General features: G+C 67.8%; 14 protein-coding genes and 1 pseudogene. 4 read left to right on the top strand and 11 right to left on the bottom strand.

From position 1 onward, the window contains the following. The first annotated feature begins 249 nt into the window (after positions 1-249). The 4 genes from ACJ4V0_RS02250 to ACJ4V0_RS02235 all read left to right on the top strand — a co-directional run bounded on the left by ACJ4V0_RS02250 (position 250) and on the right by ACJ4V0_RS02235 (position 4,729). On the top strand, positions 250-1,587 hold the full coding sequence (locus ACJ4V0_RS02250; RefSeq protein ID WP_448297910.1) for an ABC transporter substrate-binding protein: 1,338 nt from the start codon (positions 250-252) through the stop codon (positions 1,585-1,587). Positions 1,588-1,722: 135 nt separating this feature from the next. Further along, the gene (locus ACJ4V0_RS02245; protein ID WP_448297909.1) at positions 1,723-2,706 is read left to right on the top strand and encodes a carbohydrate ABC transporter permease; all 984 of its coding nucleotides are present in this window, start codon (positions 1,723-1,725) and stop codon (positions 2,704-2,706) included. Next, positions 2,703-3,620, top strand: a complete 918-nt coding sequence (locus tag ACJ4V0_RS02240) for a carbohydrate ABC transporter permease (RefSeq protein ID WP_448297908.1) — start codon at positions 2,703-2,705, stop codon at positions 3,618-3,620. Before ACJ4V0_RS02245 ends, ACJ4V0_RS02240 begins: the two co-directional genes overlap by 4 nt. Before the next feature lie 11 nt (positions 3,621-3,631). Continuing rightward, positions 3,632-4,729 (top strand): ABC transporter ATP-binding protein, encoded by a 1,098-nt coding sequence (locus tag ACJ4V0_RS02235; protein ID WP_448297907.1) that lies wholly within the window; start codon positions 3,632-3,634, stop codon positions 4,727-4,729. Here the strand turns inward: ACJ4V0_RS02235 and ACJ4V0_RS02230 are convergent, their stop codons facing one another. The 11 genes and pseudogenes from ACJ4V0_RS02230 to ACJ4V0_RS02180 all read right to left on the bottom strand — a co-directional run bounded on the left by ACJ4V0_RS02230 (position 4,730) and on the right by ACJ4V0_RS02180 (position 14,715). Further along, positions 4,730-5,278: a hypothetical protein gene (locus ACJ4V0_RS02230; RefSeq protein ID WP_448297906.1), complete on the bottom strand. Its 549-nt coding sequence runs from the start codon at positions 5,276-5,278 to the stop codon at positions 4,730-4,732. It abuts the gene before it with no gap. Positions 5,279-5,370: 92 nt separating this feature from the next. Next, positions 5,371-5,778, bottom strand: a complete 408-nt coding sequence (gene msrB, locus ACJ4V0_RS02225; protein WP_448297974.1) for a peptide-methionine (R)-S-oxide reductase MsrB — start codon at positions 5,776-5,778, stop codon at positions 5,371-5,373. Positions 5,779-5,846: 68 nt separating this feature from the next. Next, positions 5,847-6,698 carry a protein-methionine-sulfoxide reductase heme-binding subunit MsrQ gene (locus ACJ4V0_RS02220; protein WP_448297905.1) on the bottom strand — a complete coding sequence of 284 codons (852 nt, stop codon included), beginning with the start codon at positions 6,696-6,698 and terminating at the stop codon, positions 5,847-5,849. A gap of 109 nt (positions 6,699-6,807) precedes the next feature. Beyond that, entirely contained in the window at positions 6,808-7,410 is a 603-nt protein-coding gene (locus ACJ4V0_RS02215; RefSeq protein ID WP_448297904.1) for a nuclear transport factor 2 family protein, read from the bottom strand. A gap of 24 nt (positions 7,411-7,434) precedes the next feature. Next, the gene (locus ACJ4V0_RS02210) at positions 7,435-8,886 is read right to left on the bottom strand and encodes an aldehyde dehydrogenase (protein WP_448297973.1); all 1,452 of its coding nucleotides are present in this window, start codon (positions 8,884-8,886) and stop codon (positions 7,435-7,437) included. 399 nt (positions 8,887-9,285) lie between these two features. Further along, positions 9,286-9,762 (bottom strand): annotated as a pseudogene (locus ACJ4V0_RS02205) (ABC transporter ATP-binding protein); the annotation flags it as partial. After that, complete coding sequence (locus tag ACJ4V0_RS02200; RefSeq protein ID WP_448297903.1) at positions 9,755-10,486, bottom strand: ABC transporter ATP-binding protein; 732 nt, start codon at positions 10,484-10,486, stop codon at positions 9,755-9,757. The gene ACJ4V0_RS02200 and the pseudogene ACJ4V0_RS02205, both read right to left, overlap by 8 nt. A gap of 4 nt (positions 10,487-10,490) precedes the next feature. Then, on the bottom strand, positions 10,491-11,441 hold the full coding sequence (locus tag ACJ4V0_RS02195; RefSeq protein ID WP_448297902.1) for a branched-chain amino acid ABC transporter permease: 951 nt from the start codon (positions 11,439-11,441) through the stop codon (positions 10,491-10,493). 11 nt (positions 11,442-11,452) lie between these two features. Continuing rightward, on the bottom strand, positions 11,453-12,328 hold the full coding sequence (locus tag ACJ4V0_RS02190; RefSeq protein WP_448297901.1) for a branched-chain amino acid ABC transporter permease: 876 nt from the start codon (positions 12,326-12,328) through the stop codon (positions 11,453-11,455). Positions 12,329-12,382: 54 nt separating this feature from the next. Continuing rightward, positions 12,383-13,597, bottom strand: coding sequence for an amino acid ABC transporter substrate-binding protein (locus ACJ4V0_RS02185; protein WP_448297900.1), 1,215 nt, complete (start codon positions 13,595-13,597; stop codon positions 12,383-12,385). A 119-nt stretch (positions 13,598-13,716) separates the two neighbouring features. Next, positions 13,717-14,715 (bottom strand): Bug family tripartite tricarboxylate transporter substrate binding protein, encoded by a 999-nt coding sequence (locus ACJ4V0_RS02180; protein WP_448297899.1) that lies wholly within the window; start codon positions 14,713-14,715, stop codon positions 13,717-13,719. Between the last annotated feature and the right edge of the window lie 29 nt (positions 14,716-14,744).

Below are 14,744 nucleotides of genomic sequence, written 5' to 3'. Positions count from 1 at the left end.
TGCATGGCACAACAAATCGGTATGATACAAAAACATGAATATTGTGCAGCGCGGAATGATTTCTGAGCCTGCGTGAGTATCCGTATCTAGGACTAAATCGATTTTTGTCGTTTACTGCACCCAGCGCCCAAGCTGGCACGCGCTCCCCCGCCCCCGCCGGGACAGGGTTGCGACAGATGCACAACAAGCTCGGCACGGCGTCCAATCTGGGCGGCCTTCCGGCCGCAGCAGCCTTCGGGAGGATCAACCATGCGCAGACAATCCCTGAGCCGTCGCCGGTTCCTGGCGGCCACGGCGATCACCACCGCGGCGCTCTCGACGCCCTTCGTCCGCGGCGCCCATGCCGCCGGCAAGCTGACGATCGGCCTGTGGGACCACTGGGTCCCCGGCGCCAACAGGGCCTCGACCGAGGTTGCCCAGGCCTGGGCGGTGAAGGAGAAGGTCGAGCTGACGATCGACTACATCCCCTCGCAGGGGAACAAGAACCTCCTGACCATCGCGGCCGAGGCGCAGGCAAAGTCCGGCCACGACATCCTCGCCATGCCGACATGGTGGCCGCAGGCGCAGGCGGACCTTCTGGAGCCCTGCAACGACATCATGACCCAGCTCATCTCCCAGAACGGGCAGGTGAACGACACGGTGCAGTATCTGGGCCGCGCCGGCGACAAGTGGCTGGGCGTTCCCTCCACCATCGGCTCGCAGATCAAGGGGCCCTGCTCGCGCATCGACCTTCTGAAGCAGCATGCCGGCATCGACATCCAGGCGATGTATCCGGCCGGCGCCGCTCCCAAGGCGGACGCCTGGAACATGGACGCCTATATGAAAGCGGCGGAAGCCTGCCAGAAGGCGGGGGTCGCCTTTGGCGTCGGGCTCGGCGAGACGACGGACTCGGTCGACACGGCCGGTGCCTTCTTCCAGTCCTTCGGCGCCGCTCTGGTCGATGCCAAGGGCGAACTGACGGTGAAGTCGGACGCGGTGCGGCAGGCGCTCGAATATTGCGTCAAGGTCGCCAAGTTCTATCCGGCCGACGCGCCGGCCTGGGACGACGGCTCCAACAACCGCTGGCTGGTCTCCGGCCGCGGCGCCCTGATCATGAACCCGCCGAGCGCCTGGGCCGTTGCCAAGCGTGACGCGCCGCAGATCGCCGCCCAGTGCTGGACCCACGGCATGCCGGTGGGGCCGAAGGGCCGCTTCGCACCGTTCCTGCCCTATTTCTGGAACATCTGGTCGTTCTCGCGAAACAAGACGGCCGCCAAGAGCCTGCTCGTCGCGCTGTCGCAGCCGGACGCCGTGGCGAAGTTCGTCGCAGCCTCGGCAGGCTACGACATTCCCTCGTTCGAGAAGCTGACGACGCTTCCGACCTGGGCCGAGGAAGGGCCGCCGAAGGGCACGCTCTACCACTACCCGAACCCGCACAACCACCAGACCCTGTCGATCGCCGCCTCGCCGGCGCCGCCGAAGATCGCCCAGCAGATCTACAGCCAGGCGACGCTGACGAAGATGATCGTCCGGCACCTGCAGGGCGAGCCCATGGAGCGCACGCTGACCTGGGCCGAGAGCGAGGTGGAAGGCTTCCTGCGCGGCTGAGCCCGCGCGGAATTCCGCACCGGCTGAGGGGCGCCCCGGCGCCCCTCCGACATCGACGGCGGCGCGCCAGGCGTGCCGCCGCGCGGAAGCGTCACCTGTTCGATCCGAACGGCCAGCATGCGAGGCTTCGACCTGATGGCAGATGCAGTCCTTTCGACCAGCCCCCCGGCGCGCCGGGCCTCTGTCAAACCCAATGCGGTAAGACGATTCTTCCAGCGCAAGTCGACCATCGCCTTCCTGATGGCGCTGCCGCTGATCCTGCTGATCGCGGTCCTGGTGATCTATCCCGCCTTCTACGCCGTCTATCTTTCGACGCTCAGGAAGTCGATGACGAGCGTGGCCTGGATGCGCAACTGCTCCTGGCTTCCGGACGTGATCTGCACGCACATGCCCTTCGGCAACATGCAGTTCCTGTTCACGCGCGAGACCTTCTGGAAGGTCGTTTACCAGTCCTGCCTCTTCGCCATCACGGCGGTGATCTTCAAGGCGCTGCTCGGCTTCATCATCGCCCATTTCGTCCACAACATCCCGGCCAAGGGGCAGCGCAAGTGGCGCGGCATGCTGCTGATCCCCTGGGTCATCCCGCCGGCCATGTCGACGCTCGCCTGGCTCTGGCTGTTCGACCCCTCCTACAGCGCCTTCAACTACGTGCTGACCGGCATGGGCTTCGGCCGCATTCCCTGGACGGGAGACGCCAGTTGGGCGCGGTTCTCGGTGATCCTCGTCAACATCTGGGTCGGCGCGCCATTCTTCATGATCATGTATCTGGCGGCGCTGAAATCGGTGCCCGAGCAGCTCTACGAGGCGGCCGAGATCGACGGCGCCAACTGGTGGCAACGCATCTGGTACGTGACGCTGCCGATGATGCGGAACATCATCGCCATCACGGCGCTGTTCTCCACCATCGTCACCTTCGCCAATTTCGACATCGTCCGGGTGCTGACGGCGGGCGGTCCGCTCGACCAGACGCACCTGTTCGCGACCTGGGCGTTCCGGCTCGGCATCGAGGGCGGCGACATTCCTCTCGGCGCATCGGTCTCGCTCTTCATGGTGCCGATCCTCGCGATCGCCGCCGTCTTCATCCTGCGTGACATCAACCAGCGGGGGAACGAGGCATGACCGCGGCCACCATCACCCCCGACAAGGGCGCCCCGACCCGCAAGACCGGCTATGGCTCGATGAGCCGCGACCGGACCTGGGCGCTGCGCTGGTCCTACTTCTTCCTGGTCATCTTCGCGGCGTTCTTCCTGCTGCCGCCCATCTACATGTTCATCACCTCGCTGAAGACCAGTGCGGAGATCTCGGCCGCGACCAATCCGTGGTGGGTCTACAATCCCACCCTGGCGAACTATGTCGAGCTGCTGACGAAGCGCGAATACATCGTCTTCTTCCGCAATTCGGTGGTCGTCTCGGTCTTCGTGGTGACCATCACCATGCTGATCTCGATCCCCGCGGCCTTTGCGCTGTCGCGCATGCGCTTCTGGGGCTCGGCGACGCTCGCCACCGGCGTCTTCCTCACCTATCTCGTGCCGGACACGCTGCTGTTCATCCCGCTGTTCAAGATGTTCGCGGTGTTCCACGAGGTCACCGGCATCCAGCTGCTGAACCGCTGGTGGGTGCTGCTCGTCGTCTATCCGACGCTGACCGTGCCGTTCTGCACCTGGATCATGATCGGCTATTTCGCCTCCATTCCGAAGGAACTGGACGAGGCGGCGATCATCGACGGCGCGTCGTGGTTCCAGACGCTCACCCGCATCTTCGTGCCGGTGGCCCTGCCCGGCATCATCGCCGCGACGATCTTCGCCTTCACCGTGAGCTGGGCGCAGTTCCTCTATCCGCTGGCCTTCACCACGTCCGTGGACCAGTTGGTGCTGCCTGTGGGGATCATCACCACGCTGATCCGCGGCGACGTCTTCGCATGGGGCCAGATCATGACGGGGGCGCTGCTCGGCGCGCTGCCGCCGCTCATCATCTACGCCTTCCTCATGGACTACTACATCGCAGGCCTGACAGCCGGCGCGACCAAGGGCTGACGGGGGTTCACATGGCAGGCGTAACACTCAGGAACATCGTCAAGCGCTACGGCGACGTGGAGGCCGTCCGCGGCATCAATCTGGACATCGCCGACGAGGAATTCGTGGTGCTGGTCGGCCCCTCCGGCTGCGGCAAGTCGACAACGCTGCGCATGATCGCCGGGCTCGAGGACATCTCCGACGGCGACATCGCCATCGACGGCGACGTGGTCAACGACGTGCCGCCGAAAGACCGGGACATCGCCATGGTGTTCCAGAACTACGCGCTCTATCCGCACATGACAGTGGCCGAGAACATGAGCTTCGGCCTGCGCCTCAAGCGCTATCCGAAGGCCGAGATCAAGGCGCGGGTGGACGAGGCGGCACGCATCCTCGACATCCAGGAACTGCTCGAGCGCAAGCCCAAGGCGCTCTCCGGCGGCCAGCGCCAGCGCGTCGCCATGGGCCGCGCCATCGTCCGCAACCCGAAGGTGTTCCTGTTCGACGAGCCCCTGTCGAACCTCGACGCGAAACTTCGCGTGCAGATGCGCACCGAGATCAAGAAGGTGCATCTGAAGGTGCGCACCACCACGGTCTATGTCACCCACGACCAGGTGGAGGCGATGACGCTGGCCGACCGCGTCGTGGTCATGAACCACGGCCGGATCGAGCAGATCGGCCCGCCGAACGAACTCTACCACCATCCGAAGACGCGCTTCGTCGCCGGATTCATCGGTTCGCCAGCGATGAATTTCATTCCCGTGAAGGTCGAGCAGGCCTCGGGCGGCCTCAACCTGCACATCAACGGCTCGATCGTCCTGCCGGTGCCGGCGGCCCGGACGGAGCGCTACAAGGGGCTGGCCGGCAGGGACGGGCTGGTCCTCGGGCTCCGCCCCGAGCACATCACCGAGACCTCGCCGACGATGGAGCCGGGCGTCGCCCCGTTCGACATCACGCTCGACGTGATCGAGCCGATGGGCAACGAGACGCTGGTCTATTTCACGATAGCCGGAGAGGCGCTCTGCGGCCGCGTCAACCCCAATGCCGGAGCCGCCGACGGCCAGCCCATGCGGCTCGCCGCCAATCTCAACCACATGCACCTGATGGATGCCGACGGAAAGGTGCTGTGATCAGACGAACTGGTCGGCGATCATGGCGACGAGGATGCAGATGGCGAGGGCGAAATCGATCAGTCGTCGCCGGGGCGAATAGCGCATCAGCATGCCTGACAGGGCCACGCAGAAAGCGAGAAGGCCACTGATCGTCGAGAGGATGACCAGGCGCAGGTCGAGCAGAAGCGCGATGGCGAGGAAGCTCGCCACCGCGACGAGGCCGGAGATGACGACGGCGAACAGTCCGTAAGCCCCGGATACGTCCATGAAGCGCAGGAGCGCGCGACGCCAGGCCGGGATGTCGCGCGCCGGAACGCTGACATCGTAGAGCGCACCGAGAGCCCGCCCGCTGGCCAGAAAAGCGAGAGCGGCCGCGCCCGGCATCAGCGCCAGCAGCGCGAAGCGGCGGTCCATGGCGATCCTCTCGATGCCGACGACGCGCTCGACGAAGCCGAAGGCGGTGAGCAGCACCGAGCCGATCGTCAGGGCGCTGGCGACGATGACGCGGGCGACGTCGGTCAGCGCCTTGTCACGGTCGAACGGCGGCGGATCGGCAGACGCGGACATGGGCACGGGCCTCGGCTCGGCGGCGGCAGGGGACGTCGGGACCAACGGGTCCCGTCGCACCCTGCCCGTGCCGGCTTAAGGTCCGGTTTCCGTCAGGCTGGCGTGAAGGTCAGCGCAACACCGTTGATGCAGTAGCGCAGACCGGTCGGCGGCGGGCCGTCGGGGAAGACATGGCCGAGATGACCGCCGCAACTGGCGCAGTGCACCTCGGTACGCAGCATGCCCCAGGAGCGGTCGACCGTCTCCTCCACCGAGCCGGGCACCGGCTGGTCGAAGCTCGGCCAGCCGGTGCCGCTCTCGAACTTCTTGGCCGCCACGAAGAGGTCCTGGCCGCAGCCGGCACAGGAAAAGGTGCCGGCGCGCTTCTCGTGGTTGAGGGCGCAGCTTCCAGGCCGCTCCGTGCCGTGGCCGCGCAGCACCTCGTACTGCTCGGGGGTGAGAATGCGGCGCCATTCCTCGTCGGTCTTCATGACGGGGAAGGTCCTGGTGGCAACGGTCATCGTCTCGTCTCCCTTCAGTCCGAACAGGGCGGTCAGTTGCGTCAGCAGCGACATCGCTCCCTCCTCCTTCACTCGGCCGCGACAGCGGCGCGGCGCGAGCGCGGAGCCCCCTGCCGGCCGCGGACGAGCCTGACCAGCGCCAGCGCGAGCCCGGCAAGGGCGACCCACAGGGCCGGCCTCAGCCCGAAGGCGATGTCGAGATTGGCGGAGAGGATGCGCGAGGCCATGACGCCGGTCATGGTCCCGTACCACAGCGCCTCGAGCAGCGCGGTGGCGACGCCAGATATGAGGGCGAGAGCCGCAAGCTGCAACGGGGCGACGGCCACGCCGAGCCGGCGCATCAGCCGGAAGCCCATCAGCCAGAGGAAGAAGCCGAGCATGAGGACCGGCTGCGACACGTCGAGCCGCGTCTGCAGGAAGAAGTGCCAGATGGCGATGAAGGCGATGGGGTAGGTCAGGAGATGCAGCCGGTTCCACGCCGGGCCGCCGATGCGGCGGATCATGGCGTCGGTGGAGGTGGCCGTCAGGGCCAGCAGCCCGACGAGGCCGATGAAGCCGATGGTCAGGTAGAAGCGCAGCAGGATCTCGCTCGCCACCTTCTGCAGATCCCACGCCTGCTCGACCACGTAGAACAGGAGATGGAAGAGGGCATAGGCGGCGGCGGCGACCCCGACCATGCGGCGCACCAGGATCAGCTTCGGCCAGTCGGCGATGAAGCGCAGCGGCGTGACGAGCAGGGACAAGAGCAGCAGCCGAACCGCCCAGTCGCCGGACTGGTGGATGGCCGAGGTGATCGGCTTGGAGCCGAGCGTGCCCGTGGCAGCCTGCAGCGCGATCCAAGCGCCGGGCGCGAGAACCCCCAGGAAGACGATCAGCTTCAGGGCGGACAGGTTTCCCGCCCGGTCATTCCACGGCAGCATGCAGTACCCTCGATGAGCCTGATGTCATGCCATACGCGGTGGGACCGCAAGAGGTTACAGGCGACGGCCTCACGTTGAAGTGAGCCCGTCGCCCCGGGACGGCGGCGGCTCACTCCGCCGGTCCGCCCTCCAGCCAGATCTTTCCGCGCCGGTAGAGCGCCTCGACCTCCGGGCCGCGCAGGCCCGGCATGTCGCGCTTCACCGTGTAGCCGATCCTGGTCTGGATATAGGCGAGGTGGCGGTAGCCTTCGGGGAACTGCGCCAGCAGGTCGGGGTCGAGCGACAGCTTCGCGTCGGGCAGCACCGGGTCCAGCCGGTCCTTCTCGTAGATCGGCTGGCGCAGCACGACGCCCCAGCGGCCGTCGCGCTTCTCGATGAAGTCGTAGAAGCGGCCGGTGCAGACGACGTCGCAGAGGACGCCGTCCACCGGGCCGCGCTGCGAGATGGTCATCTTGGTCTGGGCGATGGCGCGGTTGCCCGCGCGGTCGATGGTGGTGCCGCCGAGGAAGTGCAGGATCGACACGCCCTTGGCCCAGCCCTCGCGGCTCGCCCGGATGAAATCCGCCGCCGGGCCCTGGTACCAGGTCGCCATCATCCGCCCGTCGTCATGCCAGCAGGTGAGGAAGCGGTCCCAGTCGCCGGCATCGCGCCACAGCGCCCAGTTCTCCACGAGGTCGCGGATGGCGAGGCACTCGATGATGTCTTCGGTCATGCAGGTCTCCGGCAGCAAGGCACTTCAGAACGGATAGTGGCGCGGACCGGTCTGGATGGTGATCCAGCGCAGCTCGGTGAAGGCGTCGATGCCGGCCTTGCCGCCGAAGCGGCCATAGCCCGAGGCCTTGACGCCGCCGAAGGGCATCTGCGGCTCGTCATGCACGGTCGGCCCGTTGATGTGGCAGATGCCGCTGTCGATGCGCTTCGCCACCCCCAGCGCCCGGCCGATGTCGCGCGAGAAGACGGCAGCCGACAGGCCGTATTCCGTGTCGTTGGCGACGCGGATGGCCTCCTCGTCGCCGTTGACGCGCACCACGGTGACGACGGGGCCGAAGCTCTCCTCGCCGTAGATGCGCATGGCCGGCGTCACCCTGTCGAGGATGGTCGCCGGCATGACCGTGCCCTCCAGCGAGCCGCCGGAGGCGAGCGTCGCGCCCCGGGCGGCGGCATCGTCGATCAGCGCCTTGACGCGCCGCGCCGCGTCAGCGGAGACCATCGACCCCAGCACGACATTGCCGGAGCGCGGATCGCCGAAGGGCAGCGACTTCGCCTTGGCGGCGAACCTCTCGACGAAGGCGTCGGCAACCTTCGCATCGACCACGATGCGCTCGGTCGACATGCAGATCTGGCCCTGGTTCATGAAGGCGCCGAAGGCCGCCGCATTCACGGCCTCGTCGAGATCGGCGTCGTCGAGGATGACGAGCGGCGCCTTGCCGCCGAGCTCGAGCAGGGCGGGCTTGAGGTAGCGCGCCGCAGTCTCGGCGATGATGCGGCCGACATGGGTGGAGCCGGTGAAGTTGACGCGCTTCACGGCGCGGTGGGCGATCAGCGTCTCGACCACCTTGGCCGCGTCGGCCGGCGCATTGGTGACGACATTGACGACACCGGGCGGCAGTCCCGCGTCGCGCATCACCTGGCCGATGAGCTGGTGCGTCGCAGGGCATTGCTCGGAGGCCTTGAAGACCACGGTGTTGCCGCAGGCGAGCGGCATGGCGATGGCCCGCACGCCGAGGATGACGGGGGCGTTCCACGGCGCAATGCCGAGGATGACACCCACCGGCTGGCGGATGGCGAGGGCGAGGTTGTGCGGCTTGTCGGTCGGGATGACGTCGCCGGTGATCTGCGTCGTCATCGCCGCGGCCTCGCGCAGCATGCCGGCGGCAAGCCCCACGTTGAACAGCGCCCAGCCCTTGGTCGAGCCGGTCTCGGTCATCATGGCGCTGGCGAAATCCTCGGCGCGCTTCTGCATGAGGTCGGCGGCGGCATTGAGCTTGGCGCGGCGTTCGTTGGGGCCGAGCGCCGACCAGGCCGGGAAGGCGGCGGCGGCCGCATCGACCGCGGCCACGGCATCCGACACGGTCGCGGCGGCAGCGCGGGTCGCGACCTCGCCGGTGACGGGGTCGATCCGGTCAAAGGTGCGGCCGTCGGCGGCGCCCATCTCGCGGGCATCGATCATCAGGTTGACGTGCTTCATGGAACTCTCCGGAGACGCGGGAACGGGAACGGCCGGGACGGCCGGGCTGGAGCGGGCGGCCGGCGGCGCGGCCATGGCATGAAGAGGCGCCTCGCCGCTGGCCGGCAGCGGCGGCGGCGAGAAGAGCGGCGGCGGGGCGACATCCGACCCGTCGTCATTGGCCGGAACGGCGCCGCCGAGATAGGCGGCGGCGACCTTGGGGTCATTGGCGAGGTCGCTCGCCAGGCCCTCGCCGACGATGCGTCCGTTGGCGATGAGATAGGCGCGGTCGGCGAGCTTCAGGCACCGCCTCGCATTCTGCTCGACGATGAGGATCGCCATGCCGCGCGCCTTGATGGCGGCGAGGCCCTTGAAGAGCTCGCCGGTCATCACCGGCGACAGGCCGAGCGAGGGCTCGTCCAGCATCAGGAGGTTCGGCCGGCTCATCAGCGCCCGGCCGATCGCCACCATCTGCTGCTCGCCGCCCGACATGGTGCGCACCTGCTGCGACAGCCGCTCGGCGAGGCGGGGGAACAGCGTCAGCACGTCGTCGAGGCTGGCCGCCTCATGGGCGCGGGCGCGCTTCGGGAAGGCGCCGAGCATGAGGTTCTCGCGCACGGTGAGGTCGCCGAAGATGCCGCGCCCCTCGGGGACGAGGGCGATGCCCTGCTCGACGATGCGGTGCGGATCTGCGGTGCGCAGCGGCAGCCCTTCGAAGGTGATCGAAGTCCCCTGCCCAGCGGGCATCAGCCCGGCGAGGGTCTTCAGGAGCGTCGTCTTGCCGGCGCCGTTGGCCCCGAGGATGGCGACCGTCTCGCCGCGGCCGACATGCAGCGCCACGTCGTCGACCGCCCGGTGCGGGCCGTATGAGGCGGAGAGGCGGGCGACATCAAGCATCGTCGTCGTCTCCGAGATAGGCCTTGATGACGCCGGGGTCGGCGAGCGCTTCCGCCGGCGACCCTTCCGCGATCTTGGCGCCGGCATTCATGACGATGCAGCGGGTGCAGAGCGCCCGGATCGCGTCCATCACATGCTCGACCATGACGATGGTCAGCCCGTCGCGGGCGAGCGAGGCGATCAGGGTGATGCCCTCCTTCAGCTCCGTCGGGTTGAGGCCGGCGAGCCATTCGTCGAGCAGCAGGAGCTGCGGGTGCGCCGCGAGCGCGCGGGCAAGTTCCAGCCGCTTCTGGTCGATATAGGTGAGGCTCGCGGCGCGTTCGTCGGCGCGAGCGGCAAGGCCGACGCGGGTGAGCAGCGGCAGGGCGCGCTCCTGCGCCTCCGCCGGGCCGCAAGCCCTCGCCCCGAACATGGCGCCGATGGCGACGTTCTCGGCCAGCGTCATGGTCGGCATGACCCGCACGAGCTGGAAGGTGCGGGCAATGCCGGCGCGGGTGATGCGGTGGGCCGCCGCCCGTTCGATGTTCTGGCCCTCGAAGACGATGGCGCCGGCATCGGCGGTGAGGTTGCCGGTAATGAGGTTGAGAGCCGTCGTCTTGCCGGAGCCGTTCGGCCCGACGAGACCGACCACCTCACCGCGGCGGATGCTGGCGGTCAGCCCGTCGACGGCCCTGAGGCCGCCGAAGCTCTTGGAGACGCCGTGGAGTTCGATCAGCGGCTGCATGGCTCTACTCCGCCGGATGGGGACGGCGGCGCGTCGCCCTGGCGATAACCCCGCGCCCCTGGTCGAGAAGGCCGACGATGCCGTTCGGCACGAAATAGACGATCACCAGGAAGGAGAGGCCGAGCAGGATGGAGAAGTAGTTGGGGAAGTTCGCCTGCAGGATCTCGAACAGGATGGCGAGCGGCACGACGCCGAGGATTGGCCCGTAGAGCCGCGCCGCGCCGCCGAGCAGCGCCATGATCAGCACCTGGAAGGAGAGGATCGGATTGAAGGCGATGGAGGGGTCGATATAGGTCCAGCGGGGCGCCATGATCGCCCCGACGACGGTCATGAAGGTGGCCGAGACGACGAAGACGGCAACCTTTGACACCGTGGTGTCGACGCCGGCGTGGCGGGCAACCGTCTCGTCCTCGCCGATGGCCCTCAGCGCCCAGCCGAGCCGCGAGCGCTGGATGGCGAAGCCGGTGAGGAGGATCAGCGCCAGCAGCCCCAGCAGCATCCAGTAGATGCCCTGCTGCGTGATATCGATGAAGACGAAGCGGCCGACGGTGCCGCCGAACTTCGCCTCGCCCCAGGTGACGAGCTGGCGGACGAGTTCCGCAAGGCCGAAGGTGAAGATGACGAAATAGACCCCCGACAGGCGCAACGTCGACAGGCCGACGACGGTTGCCACTACCGCTCCGATCAGCGCCGCCACCGGGTAGACCAGAGCCAGCGGCAGCTTCTCGCCGAGGAAGGCCATGGTGTAGGCGCCGAGCCCGAAGAAGGCGGCGGTGGCGAGGGACACGTAGTGGGTCGGGCCGGAGAACAGTGCCCAGGCGGTGGCGAGCGTCGCATACATCAGGATGTTGACGATGAGCGCCATCCAGTAGGAGCCGGCGACGACGGGCAGCGGCGCGAGAATCGCGGCGCAGGCCAGAACGACGATCGGCAGGGTCCAGTCTTTCAGGGTCATGTCCTTTCGCATCATCTGGCGGCCTTTCCGAACAGGCCGGTGGGCTTGACCAGCAGGATGACGAGGAACAGGGCGAAGTTGACGGCCAGCGTCAGGCCGCCGTCAAGGAAGGCGGCGGTGAGCGATTCCGCGAGGCCGAGGATCAGGCCGGCGATCAGCGCCCCGAAGATGTTGCCGACGCCGCCCATGATGACGACGATCAGCGCCTTCATGGTGAAGACGACGCCCATCGCCGCGTTGAAGGTGAAGAACATCGAGACAAGGACGCCCGAGGCGGCGACCAGCGCGCCGCCGAGGCCGAAGGCGAAGGCGGCATAGGCCGTCGTGTCGATGCCGACCAGGGGAGCAGCGGCCGGATTGACCGAGACGGCGCGGATGGCGGTGCCGATGCGGGTGCGCATGAGGAAGGCCGTGAGCGCCAGCGCGATGGCCACCGCGAGGCCTGCCGCCAGCAGGCGGTTCAGCGCCACCGTCGAGCCGATGATCTGCACGGGCACGGCGAGGTAGGAATAGCTGACATAGGAGCCGCCGAAGACGACCAGCAGGATGCCCTGCACGACAAAGAGCAGGCCGAAGGTGGCGAGGATGGAATCCACCTCCAGCGATCCCGGCGACTTGGCGCGGCGGACCAGCGGCGTCATCAGCACACGGTAGATGCCCCAGTTGAGGGCGAAGGAGAGCGGCATCGCCACCGCCAGCGACAGGATCGGGCTGACGCCGGCCACCGTGAACAGGACATAGGCAAGGAACGAGGCGGCGATGGTGAACTCGCCATAGGCGAGGTTCATGATCCGCGCGACGCCGTACTGGAGCGACAGCCCCATGGCGATCAGCGCATAGATGCCGCCGAGGATCAGGCCCGACAGGATGACGTCGACGAGGAACATTCAGCGTCTCCGGAAGTCGGCCCGCCGCGCAGGCGGCGGGCCGTATGCGTCCGATCAGGCCGTGGGCCAAGCGGGCTTCGGGAAGATCGGCGCCTTGGTGCCGCCGACCTTGGTCGGGGCCAGCGCGACGAACTCGCCCTGCTGCCACTGACCGACCCACCACTGGTCGACGCGCTGGTTGTCGACGAACTTGATGGGGCCGAGGATCGTGTCGAAGGACTGCGACCCGACATCCTTGACGATGGCCGCCTTGTCGAGGCCGACCCGCTCGATCGCCTGGGTCAGCACCTGCAGCGTCGAATAGGTCGTGGTCGAGGCCCAGCGGTCGGGCTCGCGCCCGACGATGCGGTTGTGGCGGGCGATGTAGTCCTTGATCTTCGGATTGGTGACGTCGACGCCGCCGATGCCCATGACGCCCTCGGCATTGGCGCCGAAGCGCTGCTTGTAGAGCGGGAAGGCGGTGCCGACAGCCGTGTAGAAGACCTTCGGATTGAGGCCGCCGATGCGCGCCTGCTCGGTCAGCGCCAGCGTGTCCGGCGGATAGGAGAAGGCGAGGAACATGTCGGGCTTCAGGCGCGCCGCCTCGGAGATGATCGGGGCGAGGTCCTGCGTGCCCGGCGGATATTGCCGGTCCATGACGATCTGGAAACCGGCCCTGGCGATGCCGGCGCGCGCGGCGCTAACGAGCTCGAGGCCGAACTGGTCCTGCACCGAGGCAAGCGCCACCGTGTTGCCGAGGCCCTTGTCCTTCAGCGTCGCCAGCAGGTCGGTGAGTGCGGTGATCGCCGTCGACGGGCGGTCGAGGAACAGGAACATGTTGGTCCAGCGCTTCACCAGTTCCGGCTGGCGCTCGACGAAGAAGGTGGAGGCGAGGTGCGGGAAGCCGCCGCGGTTGAACGAGGGCGCGACGGCGAGGTTCATCGCCGTGCCCCAGGGCGGCAGCAGCAGGTCCACCTTGTCCTGGTTGACGAGGCGCTCGATGTTGCGCACCGCCTCTTCCGACTGGGAGCGGTCGTCATACTCGACGAACTCGATCATGCGGCGCTGGCCGCCCGGCAGCTTGAGGCCGCCGGCCTCGTTCGTCTCCTTCATCCACATCTGGTAGTTCGGCAGCGTCGTGACATTTGCGCCGCCGGCATTGGGGCCGGTCTTGGAGATCGAGAAGCCGATCTTCACGGCGCCCGCCTGGGCGTGGACGGTTGGCGCGGCGAGTGTCGCGGCGGCGATGCCGCCGACGACAATGCGGCGGGTGGGCTTGAATGTGCTCATCATGGGCCTCCTCTGATGTCCCCGTCAGGGGGTTGGCGTTGTCTTCCCATTGGCGCGGGCGGCGTCTGCGGCCTCCTCGTGCGTCGTCTCACCCGCCGCAGGCGGCGGGCTCATGCACGTCAGCCAGCGATCTTGATGTCCGCGGCCCTGATCACCGGCTCCCAGAGCTTCACCTCCGCCTGCATGGCGGCGGCGAGTTCTTCCGGGGTCGAGCCGACCGGCGTGGTGCCGATGTCGGCGAGGCGCTTCACCACCGCCGGATCGTGCAGCGCCTTGTTCAGCCCGGACGACAGGCGCTGAACGATGTCCGGCGGCGTGCGGGCGGCGGTGAAGAAGGCGAACCAGGACTGCATCTCGTAGCCCGGCACGACGGAGGAGATGACCGGCACGCCCGGCAGTTCCGGCAGCGGCTGCTTCGTCGAGACGCCGAGCGGCCGGATGGTGCCGCCGCGGATCTGCGAGGCGGAAACGGTGAGCGTGTCGAACATGACGTCGAGACGCCCGCCGATCAGGTCGTTCATCGCCGGCCCCGCCCCGCGATAGGGCGCGTGGACCATGTGGACCTTGGCGAGATACTTGAACAGTTCGCCGGCCATGTGGATCGACGAGCCGATGCCGGCCGAGCCGTAGGTCAGCTTGCCGGGATTGGCGCGGGCGCGCGCCAGCAGGTCCGCGGCGGACCTGTCGGCCGAGGCCGCCGGCACGACCATGACGTTGGGCACAGTGATGCCCATGCCGACGGGCGCCAGGTCCTTGTAGGTGTCGAGCGGCATGCGCGCATAGAGCAGGTGGTTGATGGCCACCGCACTGGAGGTGATCAGCAGGGTGTGGCCGTCAGGCTCGGCGCGGGCGACTTCCGCGGAAGCAACGTTCCCCCCTGCCCCGCCGCGGTTCTCGACGATGACCGCCTGCCCCCATTCCTGCGTGAGCCGCTCGGTCAGGTGCCGCGTGACGATATCGGCCGCCCCACCCGGCGGGAAGGCGACGACGATACGGATGTTGCGGTTCGGCCAGTTCTGCGCCCGGACGATGCCGGGGCTCGCCAGCAGTGCGCCGATGCCGAGAGCGCCCCCCATCAACCGTCGGCGATCGGGGCGGGTCATAATCCCTGTCGTCATTCCTCGTTCCTCCCTGTCGTTCCGTCCGC

The sequence above is a fragment of the Phreatobacter aquiterrae genome (genome assembly GCF_053471285.1).
This window is presented reverse-complemented; position numbering and strand designations above follow the sequence as displayed.